Source organism: Pseudomonas sp. TUM22785 (assembly GCF_028198105.1).
Classification (GTDB): Bacteria; Pseudomonadota; Gammaproteobacteria; order Pseudomonadales; family Pseudomonadaceae; genus Metapseudomonas; species Metapseudomonas solani.
On sequence record NZ_CP116239.1, the window covers coordinates 1,975,490 to 1,993,269 of the forward strand.

At 66.9% G+C, this 17,780-nt stretch carries 18 protein-coding genes and 3 tRNA genes; 17 read left to right on the plus strand and 4 right to left on the minus strand.

The features are described 5' to 3' along the window. Positions 1-34: 34 nt before the first annotated feature. The 4 genes from PI990_RS09285 (at position 35) to PI990_RS09300 (ending at position 4,209) form a co-directional block, all read left to right on the plus strand. The gene (locus PI990_RS09285; RefSeq protein ID WP_021218569.1) at positions 35-547 is read left to right on the plus strand and encodes a CvpA family protein; all 513 of its coding nucleotides are present in this window, start codon (positions 35-37) and stop codon (positions 545-547) included. A gap of 91 nt (positions 548-638) precedes the next feature. Next, on the plus strand, positions 639-2,144 hold the full coding sequence (gene purF / locus PI990_RS09290; protein ID WP_021218568.1) for an amidophosphoribosyltransferase: 1,506 nt from the start codon (positions 639-641) through the stop codon (positions 2,142-2,144). 77 nt (positions 2,145-2,221) lie between these two features. Further along, complete coding sequence (locus PI990_RS09295; RefSeq protein ID WP_271660446.1) at positions 2,222-3,433, plus strand: O-succinylhomoserine sulfhydrylase; 1,212 nt, start codon at positions 2,222-2,224, stop codon at positions 3,431-3,433. Between the two features lie 11 nt (positions 3,434-3,444). Beyond that, positions 3,445-4,209: an SDR family oxidoreductase gene (locus PI990_RS09300; protein ID WP_021218566.1), complete on the plus strand. Its 765-nt coding sequence runs from the start codon at positions 3,445-3,447 to the stop codon at positions 4,207-4,209. A gap of 102 nt (positions 4,210-4,311) precedes the next feature. Here PI990_RS09300 and gspD read toward each other — a convergent pair whose 3' ends face one another. Together gspD and PI990_RS09310 are read right to left on the minus strand one after the other, a co-directional pair. Further along, positions 4,312-6,270 carry a type II secretion system secretin GspD gene (gspD, locus tag PI990_RS09305; RefSeq protein ID WP_184490670.1) on the minus strand — a complete coding sequence of 653 codons (1,959 nt, stop codon included), beginning with the start codon at positions 6,268-6,270 and terminating at the stop codon, positions 4,312-4,314. 4 nt (positions 6,271-6,274) lie between these two features. Beyond that, positions 6,275-6,841, minus strand: coding sequence for a type II secretion system protein N (locus PI990_RS09310; RefSeq protein WP_021218564.1), 567 nt, complete (start codon positions 6,839-6,841; stop codon positions 6,275-6,277). A 328-nt stretch (positions 6,842-7,169) separates the two neighbouring features. On the opposite strand from PI990_RS09310, the gene gspE reads away from it, so the two are divergent. The 13 genes from gspE (at position 7,170) to PI990_RS09375 (ending at position 15,450) form a co-directional block, all read left to right on the plus strand. Continuing rightward, positions 7,170-8,654 (plus strand): type II secretion system ATPase GspE, encoded by a 1,485-nt coding sequence (gene gspE / locus PI990_RS09315; RefSeq protein ID WP_271660447.1) that lies wholly within the window; start codon positions 7,170-7,172, stop codon positions 8,652-8,654. After that, positions 8,654-9,871, plus strand: a complete 1,218-nt coding sequence (xcpS, locus tag PI990_RS09320; RefSeq protein WP_271660448.1) for a GspF family T2SS innner membrane protein variant XcpS — start codon at positions 8,654-8,656, stop codon at positions 9,869-9,871. Before gspE ends, xcpS begins: the two co-directional genes overlap by 1 nt. 49 nt (positions 9,872-9,920) lie before the next feature. After that, a complete protein-coding gene (gene gspG, locus PI990_RS09325; protein ID WP_021218561.1) occupies positions 9,921-10,307 on the plus strand; it encodes a type II secretion system major pseudopilin GspG in 387 nt (128 codons plus the stop codon). Continuing rightward, positions 10,307-10,882, plus strand: a complete 576-nt coding sequence (gene gspH, locus PI990_RS09330) for a type II secretion system minor pseudopilin GspH (protein ID WP_021218560.1) — start codon at positions 10,307-10,309, stop codon at positions 10,880-10,882. The genes gspG and gspH overlap by 1 nt, the downstream gene beginning before the upstream one ends. Beyond that, positions 10,879-11,268 carry a type II secretion system minor pseudopilin GspI gene (gene gspI / locus PI990_RS09335; RefSeq protein ID WP_043243344.1) on the plus strand — a complete coding sequence of 130 codons (390 nt, stop codon included), beginning with the start codon at positions 10,879-10,881 and terminating at the stop codon, positions 11,266-11,268. The genes gspH and gspI overlap by 4 nt, the downstream gene beginning before the upstream one ends. Further along, entirely contained in the window at positions 11,265-11,963 is a 699-nt protein-coding gene (gene gspJ / locus PI990_RS09340) for a type II secretion system minor pseudopilin GspJ (protein ID WP_184490675.1), read from the plus strand. The genes gspI and gspJ overlap by 4 nt, the downstream gene beginning before the upstream one ends. Next, complete coding sequence (gene gspK, locus PI990_RS09345; protein ID WP_271660449.1) at positions 11,960-12,934, plus strand: type II secretion system minor pseudopilin GspK; 975 nt, start codon at positions 11,960-11,962, stop codon at positions 12,932-12,934. The genes gspJ and gspK overlap by 4 nt, the downstream gene beginning before the upstream one ends. Further along, positions 12,931-14,073 carry a type II secretion system protein GspL gene (gene gspL / locus PI990_RS09350; protein ID WP_184490676.1) on the plus strand — a complete coding sequence of 381 codons (1,143 nt, stop codon included), beginning with the start codon at positions 12,931-12,933 and terminating at the stop codon, positions 14,071-14,073. The genes gspK and gspL overlap by 4 nt, the downstream gene beginning before the upstream one ends. 2 nt (positions 14,074-14,075) lie before the next feature. Beyond that, positions 14,076-14,594: a type II secretion system protein M gene (locus tag PI990_RS09355; protein WP_184490677.1), complete on the plus strand. Its 519-nt coding sequence runs from the start codon at positions 14,076-14,078 to the stop codon at positions 14,592-14,594. Positions 14,595-14,810: 216 nt separating this feature from the next. Then, positions 14,811-14,886: transfer RNA gene (locus tag PI990_RS09360), tRNA-Val, on the plus strand. Positions 14,887-14,921: 35 nt separating this feature from the next. Then, positions 14,922-14,998 (plus strand) — tRNA-Asp (locus tag PI990_RS09365). 104 nt (positions 14,999-15,102) lie between these two features. Further along, positions 15,103-15,179 (plus strand) — tRNA-Asp (locus PI990_RS09370). Positions 15,180-15,324: 145 nt separating this feature from the next. Then, positions 15,325-15,450, plus strand: a complete 126-nt coding sequence (locus tag PI990_RS09375) for a hypothetical protein (protein ID WP_265167956.1) — start codon at positions 15,325-15,327, stop codon at positions 15,448-15,450. Here the strand turns inward: PI990_RS09375 and PI990_RS09380 are convergent, their stop codons facing one another. Together PI990_RS09380 and PI990_RS09385 are read right to left on the minus strand one after the other, a co-directional pair. Further along, a complete protein-coding gene (locus PI990_RS09380) occupies positions 15,451-16,488 on the minus strand; it encodes an AraC family transcriptional regulator (RefSeq protein ID WP_271660450.1) in 1,038 nt (345 codons plus the stop codon). Continuing rightward, a complete protein-coding gene (locus PI990_RS09385) occupies positions 16,485-17,615 on the minus strand; it encodes a carbon-nitrogen hydrolase family protein (protein WP_271660451.1) in 1,131 nt (376 codons plus the stop codon). The genes PI990_RS09380 and PI990_RS09385 overlap by 4 nt, the downstream gene beginning before the upstream one ends. Positions 17,616-17,780: the final 165 nt, after the last annotated feature.

Here is a 17,780-nt window from a genome sequence, read left to right on the forward strand (position 1 = left end):
AATGCAGCGCCTTTTCTGTTCGTGAGCTGCATACGTGGCATTCACCTGGGTCGATTGGTCGATCATCGCCATCATCGCCATTTCCAGCCTGATCAGTCTGAAACGCGGCTTCGTCAAGGAAGCGCTTTCACTGCTCACCTGGATCATCGCCGGCATAGTCGCCTGGATGTTTGGCGGGGCCTTGTCACAGCACCTCACCGAGTTCATCGAAATGCCGTCGGCGCGCGTGATCGCGGCCTGCGCCATTCTCTTCATCGCCACCCTGCTGGTGGGGGCGTTGGTCAATTTCCTGATCGGTGAGCTGATCAGGGTCACCGGCATGGACGGCACCGACCGCTTCCTCGGCATGGTCTTCGGCGCAGCGCGCGGGGCTTTGCTGGTGGTGGTACTGGTCGGCCTGCTGAGCCTGGCGCCGGTGCAACAGGATCCATGGTGGCAGCAGTCAACGTTGCTACCGCATTTTCTGATGGTCGCCGACTGGTCGAAGAACCTGATTCTGGGTTTCACCAGCCAGTGGCTCGCCGGCAGCGTCAGCGCACCAAGCTGAGCCGCCAAACAAAGGGTGGCGAGCGGGGCACCAACTGCCCGGCCCGTCGCCCGGTATTAGCCTGAACTACTAGCAGCAGGGGTTGCACCGCATGTGTGGCATCGTCGGTATCGTCGGTAAGTCGAACGTCAATCAGGCGCTGTATGACGCGCTCACCGTTCTCCAGCATCGCGGCCAGGACGCTGCCGGCATCGTCACCAGCCATGACGGCCGGTTGTTCCTGCGCAAGGACAACGGCCTGGTCCGTGACGTCTTCCAGCAACGCCACATGCAGCGCCTGGTAGGCCACATGGGCATCGGCCACGTGCGCTACCCCACTGCGGGCAGCTCCACCTCCGCCGAGGCGCAGCCGTTCTACGTCAACTCGCCCTACGGCATCACCCTGGCGCACAACGGCAACCTGACCAACGTCGAGCAGCTGGCCAAGGAAATCTACGAATCCGACCTGCGCCACGTGAACACCAGTTCCGACTCGGAAGTGCTGCTCAACGTGTTCGCCCATGAGCTGGCCCATCGCGGCAAGCTGCAGCCCACCGAGGAAGACGTGTTCGCCGCGGTCTCCGGCGTGCATGACCGCTGCCGTGGTGGCTACGCCGTGGTGGCGATGATCACCGGCTACGGCATCGTCGGCTTCCGTGACCCCAATGCCATCCGCCCGATCGTCTTCGGCCAGCGTCACACCGACGAAGGCGTGGAGTACATGATCGCCTCCGAAAGCGTCTCCCTCGACGTGCTCGGCTTCACCCTGATCCGCGACCTGGCGCCGGGCGAAGCGGTGTACATCACCGAAGACGGCAAGCTCTACACCCGCCAGTGCGCCAAGGCGCCGAAGCTCGCCCCGTGCATCTTCGAACACGTTTACCTGGCGCGCCCGGACTCGATCATGGACGGCGTCTCGGTCTACAAGGCACGCCTGCGCATGGGCGAGAAGCTCGCCGAGAAGATCCAGCGCGAGCGCCCGGACCACGACATCGACGTGGTCATCCCGATCCCGGACACCAGTCGCACCGCGGCCCTGGAACTGGCCAACCACCTGGGCGTGAAGTTCCGCGAGGGCTTTGTCAAGAACCGCTACATCGGCCGTACCTTCATCATGCCGGGCCAGGCCGCGCGCAAGAAATCGGTACGCCAGAAGCTCAACGCCATCGAGCTGGAATTCCGCGGCAAGAACGTGATGCTGGTGGACGACTCCATCGTTCGCGGCACCACCTGCAAGCAGATCATCCAGATGGCCCGCGAGGCCGGCGCCAAGAACGTCTACTTCTGCTCGGCCGCCCCGGCGGTGCGCTACCCGAACGTGTACGGCATCGACATGCCCAGCGCCCACGAGCTGATCGCCCACAACCGCACCACCGAGGAAGTGGCCGAGCTGATCGGCGCCGACTGGCTGCTCTACCAGGACCTGCCGGACCTGATCGAGGCGGTCGGTGGTGGCAAGGTGAAGATCGACCAGTTCGACTGCGCGGTATTCGACGGCAAGTACATCACCGGCGATGTCGACGAGCACTACCTGAACAAGATCGAGCAGGCGCGCAATGACGCCAGCAAGGCCAAGGTCAACGTGGTCAGCGCGATCATCGACCTGTACAACAATTGAGTTCGCGGCCTCGTGCCGCACGCTGAACGTTGCCAGCCCGGGCCCTGTCCCGGGCTTCGTTTCCAAGAGGTGGGGATATGACGCAGGAATGGGAAGCCGGCCGGCTGGACAGTGACCTCGAAGGCGCGGCCTTCGACACCCTGGCGGTACGCGCCGGGCAGCACCGCACGCCGGAAGGCGAGCACGGCGAGGCGATGTTCCTCACCTCCAGCTACGTGTTCCGCACCGCCGCCGACGCCGCCGCGCGTTTCGCCGGCGAGGTGCCGGGCAACGTCTATTCGCGCTATACCAACCCCACCGTACGGGCCTTCGAGGAGCGCATTGCCGCCCTGGAAGGTGCCGAGCAGGCCGTGGCCACCGCCTCGGGCATGTCGGCGATCCTCTCCATCGTCATGAGCCTGTGCAGCGCCGGCGACCATGTGCTGGTGTCGCGCAGCGTGTTCGGTTCGACCATCAGCCTGTTCGAGAAGTACCTCAAGCGCTTCGGTGTCGAAGTCGACTACCCGCCGCTGGCCGACCTGGCGGGCTGGGAAGCGGCCTTCAAGCCCAACACCAAGCTGCTCTTCGTCGAGTCGCCGTCCAACCCCCTGGCCGAGCTGGTGGACATCACCGCCCTGGCCGAGATCGCCCATGCCCGTGGTGCGCTGCTGGCGGTGGACAACTGCTTCTGCACCCCCGCGCTGCAGCAGCCGCTGAAGCTCGGTGCCGACATCGTCATGCACTCGGCCACCAAGTACATCGATGGCCAGGGCCGCAGCATGGGCGGCGTGGTCGCCGGTCGCAAAGCACAGATGGAAGGCGTGGTCGGCTTCCTGCGTACCGCCGGGCCGACCCTCAGCCCGTTCAACGCCTGGATCTTCCTCAAGGGCCTGGAAACCCTGCGTGTGCGCATGCAGGCCCATTGCGCCAGCGCCCTGGAACTGGCCCGTTGGCTGGAGCAGCAGCCTGGCATCGAGCGTGTCTACTACGCCGGCCTGGAAAGCCACCCGCAGCACGAACTGGCCAAGCGTCAGCAGAGCGCCTTCGGCGCCGTGGTCAGCTTCGAAGTGGCCGGCGGCAAGGAAGCGGCGTGGCGTTTCATCGACGCCACCCGGGTGATCTCCATCACCACCAACCTGGGCGACACCAAGACCACCATCGCCCACCCGGCCACCACGTCCCACGGGCGCCTGTCGCCGCAGGAGCGTGCCAACGCCGGCATCGCTGACAACCTGATCCGCGTCGCCGTGGGCCTGGAAGACATCGCCGACCTCAAGGCCGACCTCGCGCGTGGCCTTGCCGCGTTGTGATCGACTGGTCCATGGAATCGGCGCCTGCCCATAACGGCAAGGTCGCGCTGGTCACCGGCGCGGCCCGTGGCATCGGCCTGGGCATCGCCGCTTGGCTGATCGCCGAAGGCTGGCAGGTGGTGCTCGCGGATATCGACCGTGCTCGGGGCAGCAAGGTGGCCAAGGCACTGGGCGGCAACGCCTGGTTCGTCGGCATGGACGTGGCCCATGAAAGCCAGGTCGCCGTGGGCGTTGCCGAGGTCCTCGGCCAGTTCGGCCGGCTCGACGCGCTGGTGTGCAACGCCGGCGTCGCCGAAGCCCATGGCGCGCCGCTGGAAAGCCTCGAACTGATGCAGTGGAACCGCACCCTGTCGGTCAACCTCACCGGCCCGATGCTGTTGGCCAAGCACTGCGCGCCCTACCTGCGTGGGCATCGCGGGGCCATCGTCAACATCGCCTCGACCCGCGCCCATCAGTCCGAAGCCGATACCGAAGCCTATGCCGCGAGCAAGGGCGGGCTGGTGGCGCTGACCCACGCGCTGGCCATCAGCCTGGGGCCGGACATCCGCGTCAACGTGGTCAGCCCCGGCTGGATCGACTCCCGCGACCGCGCCGCCCGTGAAGAGGCGCCGTTGTCGGAATGGGATCACGACCAGCACCCGGCCGGCCGTGTCGGCAAGGTGGAGGATGTCGCTTCCATGGTCGCCTGGCTGCTCTCGGACGGCTGCGGCTTCGTCACCGGCCAGGAGTTCCTGGTCGACGGCGGCATGACCCGCAAGATGATCTACCTGGACTGATCCGCTTAGTAGGGTTCAGCCCACCGCTCCACGCTCCATTCCCCAAAACGAAAACGGGCGGCAGTGCCTGGCACTGCCGCCCGTTCGCTTTTCTGCGTCCCCTCAGGGCAGCGGAGCCTCCGGCGGGCGCACATCGATGGCCGGGGTGCCCTGGCCGCCGTCGAACAGCTGCGCCGGCGTGCGCGGCAGGATGCTCGGGCGGCTTTCCTTGTCGGTCTGGTCGCCGAGCACGCGGATGTCGCTGTACTTCTTGCCCGAGAGTGCGGCCAGCCCGGCGCGGTCGCGGACCACGGTCGGGCGCAGGAACACCATCAGGTTGCGCTTCACGTGGCTGTCCTTGGTGGAGCGGAACAGGCGGCCGAGGAGGGGGATGTCACCGAGCAGCGGCACCTTGGAGTCGGTGGTGGTGACGTCGTCCTGGATCAGGCCGCCGAGCACGATCACCTGGCCGTCCTCGGCGAGGATGGTGCTCTTGATCGAGCGCTTGTTGGTGATCAGGTCCACCGCCTGGGCAGTGAGCGTGGCGCTGGGGGCGATGGAGGAGATTTCCTGCTCGATCTCCAGGCGCAGGGTGGCGCCCTCGTTGATGTGCGGGGTGACCTTGAGGGTGACGCCGATGTCCTTGCGCTCGATGGTGGTGAAGGGGTTGTTAGCCCCGGCCGCATCGGTGGTGTAGGAGCCGGTCTGGAACGGCACGTTCTGGCCCACGAGGATCTCCGCCTTCTGGTTGTCCAGGGTCAGCAGGCTCGGCGTGGACAGCAGGTTGCTCTTGCTGTTGGCCGAGAGCGCGGTCACCAGCGCGGCGAAGTGGTCGGTACCGATGCCGATGATGGCGCCATCGGGCAGGGTGGTGGGCAGCTTTTCGTCCTTGATGGCGTTGAGCACGGTGCCCACCGAGAGCCCGGTGTTGCCGAAGTTGACCCCGCCGAGGCCGCCGGTCTTGCCGCGGGCATCCACGGCCCACTGCACGCCGAGGGCGTCGGTGATATCGCCAGAGATTTCCACGATGGCGGCTTCCACCATCACCTGGGCTCGGGGCACGTCGAGCTGGCGGACGATGTCTTCCAGCGCGTTGACCGTATCCGGCTCGGCCAGCAGCACCAGGGCGTTGAGGCTCTCATCGGCGCGGATCAGGATGTTCTGTGGCTTGCCTTGCTGCTCGCCGCCACCTTCCGGGGTCTTCAGGCCTTCGGAAATCTCGCCCAGGGTGGTGGCCAGGGCCTTGGCGTCGTTGTGGCGCAGGCGGATGACGCGCGTATTGGCCGAGCGCGAGGTCGGGGTGTCGAGGGACTGCGCCAGCGCCACCAGCTTGGCCCGCGCCGAGGGCGGGCCGACGATGATCAGGCGGTTGGTGCGGGCATCGGCGATCACCTGGGCGGCGTTGGTGCCTTTGGCCTGGCCCCGGCTGACGGCGCTGTTGAGCACCTCGGCGGCGTCCATCACCCAGGCGTTCTGCAGGTTGAGCACGGTGTAGTCGCGGTCGCCCTTCTGGTCCAGCTGGCGCATCAGGCTTTCGATGCGCGCGATGTTGGCGCTGCGGTCGCTGATGATCAGGGCGTTGGACGAGGTCACCGCCGCCAGGTGGCCGTATTGCGGCACCAGTGGGCGGATCAGCGGGATCAGCTCGGTCACCGGTGTGTGCTGGACCTGGATCACCCGGGTCTCCAGCTTGTCCGGCGCTGCCGGCCCGCCTTCGGCTTCGGCCTTGGCCTCGGCGTTGGGGATGATGCGGGCCTGGTCACCCTGGGTGACCACGGTGAAGCCGTGGGTGGCCATCACCGAAAGGAACAGCTGGTAGACCTCGGACAGGTTCAGCGGCGCCTTGGACACCACGCTGACCTGGCCCTTGACCCGGGGATCGACGATGAAGGTCTCGCCGGTGATGTCGGCCACCTGGTCGACGAATTCGCGAATGTCCGCGTCCTTGAGGTTGATGGTCCAGCCTTCCTGCTGGCTGTTTTCGGCCTGGGGTTGCGGATCGGCGGCCAGCAAGGGCAACGGCGCGGCAGCGAGGCCGGCGGCCAGCAGGGCGATACTCAGGCGCGAGAGAAGTGTGGGCATTGATTCATTCGCTTTCCAAGGGCTGTTCGGGCGGTGATTCCGGCGAGAGGCCGCCGGATTCTTCCATCTGTTTTCTCAGTGCTTCCATGCGTTCGCGCAGTTCGGCGGCGTTGTCCTCCTGGAGGCCGCCGAGGTCGTTGACAGCATCATTTGCCGGCTCCGCCTCCATGGCGGGCGAGCTGGGCACGGCGAGGCGTGCCCGGGGGAAGGTCAGGGTCTCGAGGCGGCCGCCCCGGTCGATTTCCACGCGATCACGGTAGATGGCATGGAGCTTCACGCCTGGGCTAAGTTCCTCACCGCTGTGCAGGCGCTTGGGTTTGTCGCCCTCGCTGCGGATGATCACGCTGGAGCGTGCCTCATCGGCGTTGATGAAGCTGCCCAGCAGGGTCAGGCGCAGGTTGGTCGCTGGTGGTGGCGCATCGCTCTGCGCGCGGTTCGGACCGAACAGCGGTTCGAGGCGTTCCAGGCTGGCTGGAACCACCGCCGTGCTGGTGGGGTCACTGCTGGTATCGGGGGAATTGCGGAGCAATCTGATCCAGTCGGCGGATTGCCAGGCGAGGCTCAGGCTCATGGCAATCACCAAGCCCGCGCCCAGAAGCGCGGGCGAATGCTGTTGCAGCCAGTGTCGAGCACCAGTTGTGGGCAAGTGGGGGTCTCCGCGAGTTGTTCTTGATTTTCTGATTCGGCGAAAGCTCTGAATCATAGCAGTACGACGCATTCACGCTACAACCCGACAGCAGGTGTATCGCGGAGGTCTATGTGCTAAAGATATTCCGGTTTTTTTACGGGTTTGCGTGCGTGCCCGATCACAACGACAAGAAAATGGCAGGGATCTGCTGCACAACGGTCAGACAGCGTTGTGATAATTGCCCCGGTGAATTCATGAAGGCATTACACGGATGAACTCTTCGATCGAGGCGCCTCTGCGGCGCCTGCCGTTCGGCTTTGCCAAGCGTCACGGCGTCTTCCTGCAGGATGGCGTCGAGCCCTGTCTGGCCCATCGCCAAGGCGCCGAACTGGTGGCCCTGGCCGAGGCGCGTCGCTTCGTCGGCCGCTCGCTGCCATTCCGGCCGTTGCCGGTCGAATCGTTCGACCAGGCGTTGGCCCAGGCTTACCAGCACGACTCCTCCGCCACCATGCAACTGGCCGAAGACCTCGGCGGCAGCCTCGACCTGGCCGCGCTGGCCGAGCAGATGCCCGAGACCACCGACCTGATGGAGCAGGAGGACGATGCGCCGATCATCCGCCTGATCAACGCCATCCTCGGCGAGGCGATCCGCGAGAACGCCTCGGACATCCACCTGGAGACCTTCGAAAAACGCCTGGTGGTGCGCTTCCGCGTCGACGGCATCCTGCGCGAGGTGCTCGAACCCAAGCGCGAGCTGGCGGCGCTGCTGGTGTCGCGGATCAAGGTCATGGCCAAGCTGGACATCGCCGAAAAACGCGTGCCCCAGGACGGCCGTATTTCCCTGCGCGTTGCTGGCCGCGAGGTGGATATCCGCGTCTCCACGCTGCCCTCCGCCAACGGCGAGCGCGTGGTACTCCGCCTGCTGGACAAGCAGGCCGGGCGCCTGACCCTGCAGCACCTGGGCATGAGCGCGCGTGACCGCGAGCTGATGGAGGCCACGGTGCGAAAGCCCCACGGCATCCTGCTGGTCACCGGCCCCACCGGCTCGGGCAAGACCACCACGCTCTACGCCAGCCTGGTCACCCTCAACGACCGCACCCGCAACATCCTGACGGTGGAAGACCCCATCGAATATCACCTGGAAGGCATCGGCCAGACCCAGGTCAACGCCAAGGTGGAGATGACCTTCGCCCGCGGCCTGCGCGCCATCCTGCGCCAGGACCCGGACGTGGTGATGGTGGGTGAGATCCGCGACCACGAAACCGCCGAGATCGCCGTCCAGGCGTCCCTCACCGGTCACCTGGTGCTTTCCACCCTGCACACCAACAGTGCCATCGGCGCCATCACCCGTCTGGTGGACATGGGCGTCGAGCCCTTCCTGCTGTCGTCCTCCTTGCTCGGCGTGCTGGCCCAGCGCCTGGTGCGCGTGCTCTGCAACCACTGCAAGGTGCCCTACAGCGCCGATGCCGCCGAGTGCACATTGCTGGGCGTCGACCCGGCGGCACCGCCGACCCTCTACCACGCCCGTGGTTGCCCCGAATGCCATCAGCAGGGCTATCGCGGCCGTACCGGTATCTACGAACTGGTGGTCTTCGACGACCACATGCGCAGCCTGATCCACAACTCCGCGGCGGAGCAGGAAATGACCCGCCACGCCCGCCGTTTCGGCCCCAGCATCCGCGATGACGGCAAGCGCAAGGTGCTCGAAGGCGTGACCACGGTGGAAGAGGTTCTGCGCGTGACCCAGGAAGAATAATGGCCGCCTTCGAATACCTCGCCCTCGACGCCCGTGGGCGTCCGCAGAAGGGTGTGCTGGAAGCCGACAGTGCCCGTCAGGTGCGCCAGCTGCTGCGTGAAAAACAGCTGGCACCCCTGGAGGTCAAGGCCACCCGCACCCGCGAACAGGCCGCCAGCGGTGGCCGTCTTGGTTTTACCCGTGGCCTGTCCGCCCGCGACCTGGCGCTGGTCACCCGGCAACTGGCGACCCTGGTGCAGGCCGCGCTGCCCATCGAGGAAGCGCTGCGCGCCGCTGCGGCCCAATCCACCTCGCCGCGCATCCAGTCGATGCTGTTGGCGGTACGCGCCCGGGTGCTGGAAGGTCACAGCCTGGCCGGCAGCCTGCGCGAGTTTCCCGCCGCCTTCCCCGAGCTGTACCGCGCCACAGTCGCGGCGGGGGAGCACGCTGGCCACCTCGGCCCAGTGCTGGAACAACTGGCCGACTACACCGAGCAGCGCCAGCAGTCGCGGCAGAAGATCCAGCTCGCGCTGCTCTACCCGGTGATCCTGATGTGCGCCTCCCTCGGCATCGTCTCCTTCCTCCTGGGCTACGTGGTCCCGGACGTGGTGCGCGTGTTCATCGATTCCGGGCAGACCCTGCCGCTGCTCACCCGAGGCCTCATCGCCCTCAGCGACCTGGTCAAGCACTGGGGCTGGCTGGCGGCCTTGCTCGCCATCGCCGCCTTCATCGGTGCCCGCGTGGCGCTGCGCGAGGAGGCGATACGCGCCCGTTGGCATGGCCTGGTGCTGCGCATTCCGCTGGTGGGCGGCCTGGTTCGCGCCACCGACACCGCGCGCTTCGCCTCCACCCTGGCGATCCTCACCCAGAGCGGCGTGCCGCTGGTGGAGGCGCTGGGTATCGGTGCCGAGGTGATCGCCAACCGGGTGATCCGCACCGACGTGATACTGGCCGCGCAGAAGGTGCGCGAAGGCGGCAGCCTGACCCGCGCGCTGGAGGCCAGCGGTCAGTTCCCGCCGATGATGCTGCACATGATCGCCAGCGGTGAACGCTCCGGCGAGCTGGACCAGATGCTGGCCCGTACCGCGCGCAACCAGGAGAACGACCTGGGTGCGCAGATCGCGCTGCTGGTGGGGCTGTTCGAGCCCTTCATGCTGGTGTTCATGGGCGCGGTGGTGCTGGTCATCGTCCTCGCCATCCTCCTGCCGATCCTTTCTCTCAACCAACTCGTGGGGTAATCGCGTGAAACTGCGCCGCAAACAGTCGGGCTTTACGCTCATTGAAATCATGGTGGTGGTGGTCATCCTCGGCATTCTCGCCGCGTTGGTGGTGCCCCAGGTGATGAACCGCCCGGACCAGGCCAAAGTCACGGTCGCCAAGGGCGACATCAAGGCCATCGGCGCCGCGCTGGACATGTACAAGCTCGACAACTTCGCCTACCCCAGCACCCAGCAGGGCCTGGAAGCGCTGGTGAAGAAGCCCAGCGGCAACCCGCAGCCGAAGAACTGGAACAAGGATGGCTACCTCAAGCGCCTGCCGGTCGACGCCTGGGGCAACCCCTACCAGTACCTGGCCCCCGGCACCAAGGGCCCCTATGACCTGTACTCCTTCGGCGCCGACGGCAAGGAAGGCGGCACCGACGCCGATGCCGATATCGGTAACTGGGAAAACTGATGCCCCCACGGTCGCGCTGCCCAGGCTGCCCGCCCGCCAAGGGGCAGGGCGGCTTCACCCTGATCGAGCTGCTGGTGGTCCTGGTGATCATCGGCTGCCTCGTCGGGCTGGCGGTGCTCAGCACCGGCGTGGCCGGCCCCTCCCGTGAGTTGAACAACGAAGCCGAGCGCCTGGCCGGGCTGATTGGCGTACTGGTGGACGAAGCCGTGCTCGACAACCGCGAATACGGCCTGCGCCTGGACGCCGATGGCTACCGCGTGCTGCGCTTCGACGAAGCCAAGGCCCGCTGGCAGGAAGTGGGGGAAGAAAGCCACAAGCTGCCGGCCTGGGCCGAGCTCAAGTTCGAGCTGGAAGGCGCCGCGCTGGCATTGCCCAGCCCGGTGGCCGATGACGACGAGAAACCCAAGGAACAACCCCGTGCACCGCAATTGCTGATCCTCTCCAGTGGCGAACTCAGCCCTTTCCGCCTGGAACTGGGGGAGCGTCGCAAGGACGGTGTGCGCCTGCAGATGAGCAGCGACGGCTTCCGCCTGCCCAAGGTCGAAGCCTTGGCCGGCAAGGGGCGGGCAGGATGAAGGCCCAGCGCGGTTTCACCCTGCTCGAAGTGTTGGTGGCCCTGGCGATCTTCGCCGTGGTCGCCGCCTCGGTGCTGGCCACCAGCGCGCGCAGCCTGCAGAACGCCGCACGCCTGGAAGACAAGACCCTGGCGATGTGGATCGCCGACAACCGCCTGGCCGAGATGCAGCTCGCCGCCACGCCGCCGAGCGAGGGACGTGACCAGGGTGAGCTGGATTTCGCCGGGCGCCGCTGGGAGTGGCAGAGCCAGGTCGATGCCACCTCCGACCCGGCTTTGCGCCGCGCCACCCTCTGGGTCGCCCAGCGCAACGACCGCGGCCCCCGGGGCAAGCTGGAAGACCGCGCCGCCGCGCGCCTGGTCGGCTTCATCGAGACCCAGCAATGAAGCGCAGCGCCGGCTTCACCCTGCTGGAACTGCTGATCGCCATCGCCATCTTCGCGCTGCTGGCCCTGGGCACCTACCGCATGCTCGACAGCGTGCTCGCCAGCGACCGCGCCACCCGCGCCCAGGAGCAGCAACTGCGTGAGCTGGTGCGGGCCATGGCCGCCATCGAGCGCGACCTGCAGCAGGTGAATCCGCGACCGGTGCGTGACGCCTATGGCGAATGGCGCGGCGCACTGGTGGGCGAGAGCGGCGACAACGACAGCGTCGAGCTGAGCCGTGGCGGCTGGCGCAACCCCCTTGGCGCACCGCGCTCACGCATGCAGCGGGTGCGCTGGCAGCTCTCCGGGGAGAAGCTCGAGCGGCGCTACTGGACGGTGCTCGACCAGGCCCAGGACAGCCAGCCGCAAGTGCAGCAGGCACTGGACGGGGTGACCCGCCTGAAGCTGCGTTACCTAGACAAGTCCGACAACTGGGTGGAGGTCTGGCCCGCCGACGGCGAGACCGGCGACAAGAGCCTGGAGAAGTTGCCCCGGGCCATCGAACTGACCCTCGAGCATCGCCGCTACGGCGAGCTGCGCCGGGTGCTGCGCCTGGTGGACGAGCCTCCGCAGCAACAGCCCCAGGTGCCCAATGGTGACGACAACAATGATGACGGCGGCGGCGACGTGCCGGCTGACGAAGGCGGTACGCCATGATGCGGCAACGGGGCATGGCCATGATCACGGTGCTGTTGGTGGTGGCCGTGGTGACCGTCGTCTGTGCCGGGATGATCGCCCGGCAGCAGCTGGCGATCCGTTCCAGCGCCAACCAGCTGCATGCGCGCCAGGCCCTGCAGTACGCCTTGGGCGGCGAGGCGCTGGCCCGTGGCATGCTGCTCCGCGACCTGCGCGCCGGTGACCCGCGCACGCCGGTGGATCACCTGGGCGAGGCCTGGGCCCGGCCGCTGAACAACTTCCCCCTGGACGATGGCGGCGAACTGCTGGTGCGCATCGATGACGCCACCGCGCGCTTCAACCTCAATTCCGTGGTGCGCCAGGGCAAGGTCAGCGAGCAGTCGCTGCTGCAGTTCCGCCGCCTGCTGCTGCGCCTGCAGATCGAGGCGCCCTATGCCGAGCGTCTGGTGGATTGGCTCGACAAGGACCAGGAGCCCACCGGTGCCAACGGCGCCGAAGACAACGAATACCTGCTCAACCAGCCGCCCTACCGGGCAGCCAACCGCGCCATGGCGGATGTCTCCGAACTGCGCCTGCTGGCAGGCATGACCGAGGCGGACTATCGTCGCCTGCTGCCTTACGTCGCAGCGCTGCCGGACAATGCCACGCTCAACGTCAACACCGCGGGCGCGATAGTGCTTTCCAGCCTGGCCGACACCCTGACGCCCAGCGTGGGTGAGGCGCTGGTGGCGGCCCGCGGCAAGGCCGGCTTCCAGACCCTGGACGCCTTCCTGGGGCAATCCGCCCTGGCCGGCATGGGCATGGAGGCACAAGGGCTGGCGGTGGGCAGCGAATATTTCCGGGTGACCAGCGAAGTGCACCTTGGCGGAAGACGCCAGGTACTGGTCAGCACCCTGCAGCGTGGCAACGACGGCCGCGTGCGGGTGCTTTCCCGCGACATGGGGCAGGGCGGCTTGCCGCCGGCCCTTCTCAAGGAAAAGGACGAAGAATGAAGCAGGCAAGTATTTTCCTGCCGGCGGCGGCGGTTACTCGCGTCGATGGCGAACTGGAGGTCTGGCTGGTGCAGGGCGGTGATGCCCGGCAACTGCCGTTCGCCGCTGCGGTAACGGCGCTCTCCGGTGATTGGCGCTTGGTGTTGCCGGTGGAGGCGGTGACCGCCTGCGCCGCGCGCCTGCCCACGCAAAAGGCGCGCTGGTTGCGCCAGGCCCTTCCCTTCGCCGTAGAAGAGTTGTTGGCCGAGGACGTCGACAGCCTGCACCTGGCACTGGGGGGGGAGCTGCCGGATGGCCTGCATCGTATTTTCGCCGTGCGCCGCAGCTGGTTGAGCGCCTGGGTCGACCTGGCCGCTGAGCTGGGCTCGGTGCCCGCCAGCCTGCAGGTGGATGCCGACCTGTTGCCGGAGGAGGGCACCCAGCTGTTCTGGCTGGACGGCCGCTGGCTGCTGGGCGGCGAACAAAGCGCCCGCCTCGGTCTGCAGGACGAGGATTGGCCACACCTGCGCGAGGCCTGTGCCTTGCCGCTGCATGGCCGGGCGCCGCGTGAACGCCAGGTGCTGGAAGGCATCGACGAATGGCAGGAGCAGGCGCAACCCTATCAATGGCTCGCCTCGCACCTTGGCAGCGAGTTGGCCCAGGCGGAATTCCAGGTGCGCCAGGAACATCGCCACCAGCGCTTCCTGCGTCCGGTGCTGGCCCTGGTGGGGCTCTGGGTGGTGCTGCAGTGGGGCTTCTACCTGGCCCAGGGCTGGCACCTGCGCCATGAGGGCGACAACTATGCGGCGGCCAACGAGGCGCTGTACCGGGAGCTGTTCCCCCAGGACAGCAAGCTGATCAACCTGCGCGCGCAGTTCGACCAGCATCTCGCCGCCGGAACTGCGACGGGGCAGGGGCGTTTGCTCGGCCTGCTCGACCAGGCGGCCGACGCCCTGCTCGCCGAGGGGGCGCAGGTGCGGGTGCAGCAACTGGATTTCAGCAACACACGGGGCGACCTGTCGATGCAGGTGCAGGCGCCGGGGTTCGATGCCCTGGAGCGCCTGCGCGAGCGATTGATCGCCGCCGGGCTCGCGGTGCAACTGGGGTCGGCCAGCCGTGAAGGCACTGCCGTGAGTGCGCGACTGGTGATCGGGGGATGAACATGACCATGGCTTTCAAGGATCGTCTGCAGACGCAATGGCAAGGGTCGGCCCTGGCCACCCGCTGGAAGGCGATGCCACCCCGGGATCGCCTGGCGCTGGCAATGCTGGGGGGCTTCCTGTTGCTGGTGCTGCTCTACCTCGCCCTCTGGCGCCCGGCCCAGCTGGGGGTGATCAGTGCCCGTGACTATTACGAGCAACAGCGTGCGCTGCATCAGTACATGCAGCAGCAGGCGCCCCGTGCCCGTGCGGCCGAGGAAGCGCCACAGGCCACCGTCGAGCCGGAGCGCCTGCAAGGGCTGGTGACCGCCAGCGCTGCCGAGCAGGGCCTGTCGGTGGAGCGCATGGACAGCGATGCCCCCGGGCAGGTGCAGGTCAGCCTGGAGCCCACCGCGTTCGCCAAGCTGCTGCGCTGGTTCGCCGGCCTCGAAGCGCAGGGTGTGCGCATCGAAGAGGCCGGGCTGGACCGTGGTGAGGATGGCCAGGTCGCTGCACGGCTGACCCTGCGCGTAGGCGGCTGAGCCTGCACCCTGTTGAGGCTCGCTGCCCCCGGCTGTGCACCAGCTTGGTGGGCGGCGCTCCTTCACCCGTCTCCCCAGGGCCATGCGTCGTCAGTGCGGAACGCTGCCAACGGAGCATTGGCGAAGGGCACGAAAATCAGCTTTTTAGAAAAAACTTCAAGCAGGGTGTTGACTTAGGTAAGCCCTCTGCGTAAATTGCGCGCCTCGCAAGGCGATGGGTGATTAGCTCAGCCGGGAGAGCATCTGCCTTACAAGCAGAGGGTCGGCGGTTCGATCCCGTCATCACCCACCATCCCTTGTGAATTCGGACGAAAGTCCGGCCGACGCGCAGCGGTAGTTCAGTCGGTTAGAATACCGGCCTGTCACGCCGGGGGTCGCGGGTTCGAGTCCCGTCCGCTGCGCCATATTTTCCATGTCAGGTTCAGGCCAGGCATGAGGTAACGAGTAGCTCGAAACGCTCGCTGCCAGACGAAGCAAAGGTTCCATCGGACGAAAGTCCAACCGACACGCAGCGGTAGTTCAGTCGGTTAGAATACCGGCCTGTCACGCCGGGGGTCGCGGGTTCGAGTCCCGTCCGCTGCGCCATATAAAGGAAAGCCCTCAGGTAGAAATACCTGGGGGTTTTTTCTTTGCCTGGAAAAAAGTGCGCCTCGCACCTGCTCATCGCACCGGGCATTGCCCTGGATTAATTTTTCGGTCACCCGCGCTCGTTACCCTATTGGCACGTTCCTTGTTTCATTCAGGGGACGACAGAAAAAGGAGAGCGACGATGGATGACTATCAGGAAGAGATTCTCGACTTCCACGCCAGCGAGCAGGACGCGGTGGAGCCGGCGGACGACGCCACCGAGATGTGATCAGCCCGCCTGGCGTTGGGCGCGGCGGAATTCCCCGGGGGTACTGCCACTCCAGCGCTTGAAGGCGCGCTGGAAGGCCTCGGCCGAGGCGAAGCCCAGCAGGTAGGCGATTTCCCCGAAGGCCAGCTCGGTGTCGCGGATATAGGCCATGGCCAGGTCGCGGCGGGTGTCATTGAGGATGCTGCGGAACTGCGTGCCTTCCTCGGCCAGCTTGCGCCGCAGGGTCCAGGTCGGCAGTTGCAGGCGTGCGGCCACTTCTTCGAGATCGGGTTCGCGCCCGTGCAGCAACGGCCCCAGCAACTGGGTGATGCGCTCGCGCAGGCTGCGGGTGCGGGTGCGCTGCTCCAGATCCTGTTCACAGAGCTCCAGCAACTGCCGCCAGGTGCTGGGGCAATGCTCGCGCCCGCGCAGGGCCAGGGTCGGTTGCGACAGGCGCAGCTGATTGGCATTGGCACCGAACTCCACCGGGCAGCCGAGCAGCTCCGTGTAGCGCTCGGCGTAGTCGGGGGCGGGAAACTCGATCTCCACCTTCTCCACCACCAGCGGCTGGCCCACCAGGGCGCCGAACTGGCAGGCCCAGCTGGCCAGCACGGAATCCACCACGAAGCGGTTGTAGGCGTTGTAGGGGCTGATGGAATAGAAGCGCAGCCAGGCACCGCCGGCGTCCTCGTGGAAGCTCGATTGGCCCCGGTAGTTGTGGGCATAGAGCGGTTCGAAGCGGATCAGCGTTCGCGCCGCCTCGCGCACGTTGGGCGCCTGCATGGCGGTGACGCCGGTGAGGCCGACCTGGCTGAGGCGGCTGATGCGCCCCATGAGCAGGCCCAGGGCCGGGTCGCCGATCAGTTGCATGGCGGCATGGCCCAGGCGCATGTAGCGGGGGATCGACAGGCGCCCACGTGGCTCGGCCAGGCGCGCGGCATCCAGGCCGTACTGGGCGAGCAGGGGGCTTGGGTCCTGGCCGGCCTCGCGCACCGCGTCGGCGAGGTTCTGCACGAAGCCCACCGAGAGGTCGCCGAGGCGAACCCGTGTCGGCTTCATAGCCAGATGTTCAACAGCCGGGCGCCACGCCCGGCATCGGCCACGCGGGTGCCGTTGGCATCGGTACCCAGGCCGGGGCCGTCGCTGCCAAGGTCCCACAGCTGGCCGCGGAGGAACACCGTCAACCCGGCACGGGCACCGCTGTCCGGCAGGCGCCCGGCCATGGCCAGGCGCTGCCAGGCTTCGCCTTCGCTGAGTTCGCCGGCGCGCAGCTTCACGTCGCTCGGTGCCGGTGCGCCGTTATAGCCGTTCCAGGGTTTGCTCCAGCTGCCGTTGCCGCTGAGGAAGGCCGGCACCGCCAGCAGCTCCACACCTTGTTCGCGCAGTGCTGCGTAGCCCGCCGGGTACCAGCTGTCGGCGCAGATCAGCACGCCCAGGCGCCCGGCCGGGGTGTCGAGCACCTTGAGTTGCTCGGCGCCTGCGGCGGCGGTGAAACCCTGTTCGTCGCGGATCGGGTAGAGCTTGCGCTGGGGCTGGCCGATGGGCAGGCCCTTGTGGTCGAACACCAGGCTGACGTTGTACAGCGGGCCGCTCTCGGCGAGCAGGTTGCCGCCTTCGATGCGTGGTTCGGGCAGGAGGATGGAGCCCGCCACCAGGGTGATGCCGAAGTCCCGGGCGAGGCCGCCGAACAGGGCCTGGTAGTCGCCCGCCATGCGCGTCGCCTTCATGCGGAAGAGTGCATCGACCAGGCGCTGTTCGCCTTCGGCCGCGACCAGCGCGCGAGCCAGTTTCATCGGGTTGGCGGCCGCCAGCCAGAGCATGGCGTCGTCGAGGCTGTGGGCGCTGTAGACCTGGTTCTTCTCGCCGGCGGCCACCAGCCAGGTGCCGATGTGCTCGGGCAGCACGACGATGGTCCGTTCGTTGAGCAGCCCTTCGCTGCGGGCCTTCTCCAGGTAGGCGGCGAGCTTCAGGCGCAGGCGGTCCACACTCTGGTAGTCGGCGGCGAAGAGTTCGGGCTGGATGCCCAGCAGGTTACCGCGCTCGCCGGGCTCGCCGAGGTTGAGGGCGACCTCGCTGCGCAGGTCGGAGAGGTAGTGGCCGACCGGGCGCTCGTCGGTCCAGATCGCATAGCTGACCAGCACGCCTGCGAACAGGGCGGAGGCCAGGACAATCAGCAGTTTGCGCATGGGATTCGGCATCGAGGAATGTGCCGGTCAGGGTAGGGGAGCGCATGGCGCTTGCCAAGTCGCCCTGTGCGTTTGGATCAATAAGTTGTCACTTTCGATCATTGAGCGCGCCCGGCTGGCTGACTATCGTCTGCCCCATAAACCGACCGTGGCCCAAGACGCTGC

Coding starts and splice junctions, on each gene's coding strand:
- PI990_RS09385 (WP_271660451.1), bottom strand. CDS start 17,615: ATGCGCAAACTGCTGATTGTCCTGGCCTCCGCCCTGTTCGCAGGCGTG.
- gspE (WP_271660447.1), top strand. CDS start 7,170: ATGAACTCTTCGATCGAGGCGCCTCTGCGGCGCCTGCCGTTCGGCTTT.
- PI990_RS09310 (WP_021218564.1), bottom strand. CDS start 6,841: ATGAGCCTGAGCCTCGCCTGGCAATCCGCCGACTGGATCAGATTGCTC.
- PI990_RS09295 (WP_271660446.1), top strand. CDS start 2,222: ATGACGCAGGAATGGGAAGCCGGCCGGCTGGACAGTGACCTCGAAGGC.
- gspL (WP_184490676.1), top strand. CDS start 12,931: ATGAAGCAGGCAAGTATTTTCCTGCCGGCGGCGGCGGTTACTCGCGTC.
- PI990_RS09300 (WP_021218566.1), top strand. CDS start 3,445: ATGGAATCGGCGCCTGCCCATAACGGCAAGGTCGCGCTGGTCACCGGC.
- PI990_RS09380 (WP_271660450.1), bottom strand. CDS start 16,488: ATGAAGCCGACACGGGTTCGCCTCGGCGACCTCTCGGTGGGCTTCGTG.
- xcpS (WP_271660448.1), top strand. CDS start 8,654: ATGGCCGCCTTCGAATACCTCGCCCTCGACGCCCGTGGGCGTCCGCAG.
- gspD (WP_184490670.1), bottom strand. CDS start 6,270: ATGCCCACACTTCTCTCGCGCCTGAGTATCGCCCTGCTGGCCGCCGGC.
- gspI (WP_043243344.1), top strand. CDS start 10,879: ATGAAGGCCCAGCGCGGTTTCACCCTGCTCGAAGTGTTGGTGGCCCTG.
- gspG (WP_021218561.1), top strand. CDS start 9,921: ATGGTGGTGGTGGTCATCCTCGGCATTCTCGCCGCGTTGGTGGTGCCC.
- gspH (WP_021218560.1), top strand. CDS start 10,307: ATGCCCCCACGGTCGCGCTGCCCAGGCTGCCCGCCCGCCAAGGGGCAG.
- gspK (WP_271660449.1), top strand. CDS start 11,960: ATGATGCGGCAACGGGGCATGGCCATGATCACGGTGCTGTTGGTGGTG.
- PI990_RS09355 (WP_184490677.1), top strand. CDS start 14,076: ATGACCATGGCTTTCAAGGATCGTCTGCAGACGCAATGGCAAGGGTCG.
- gspJ (WP_184490675.1), top strand. CDS start 11,265: ATGAAGCGCAGCGCCGGCTTCACCCTGCTGGAACTGCTGATCGCCATC.
- purF (WP_021218568.1), top strand. CDS start 639: ATGTGTGGCATCGTCGGTATCGTCGGTAAGTCGAACGTCAATCAGGCG.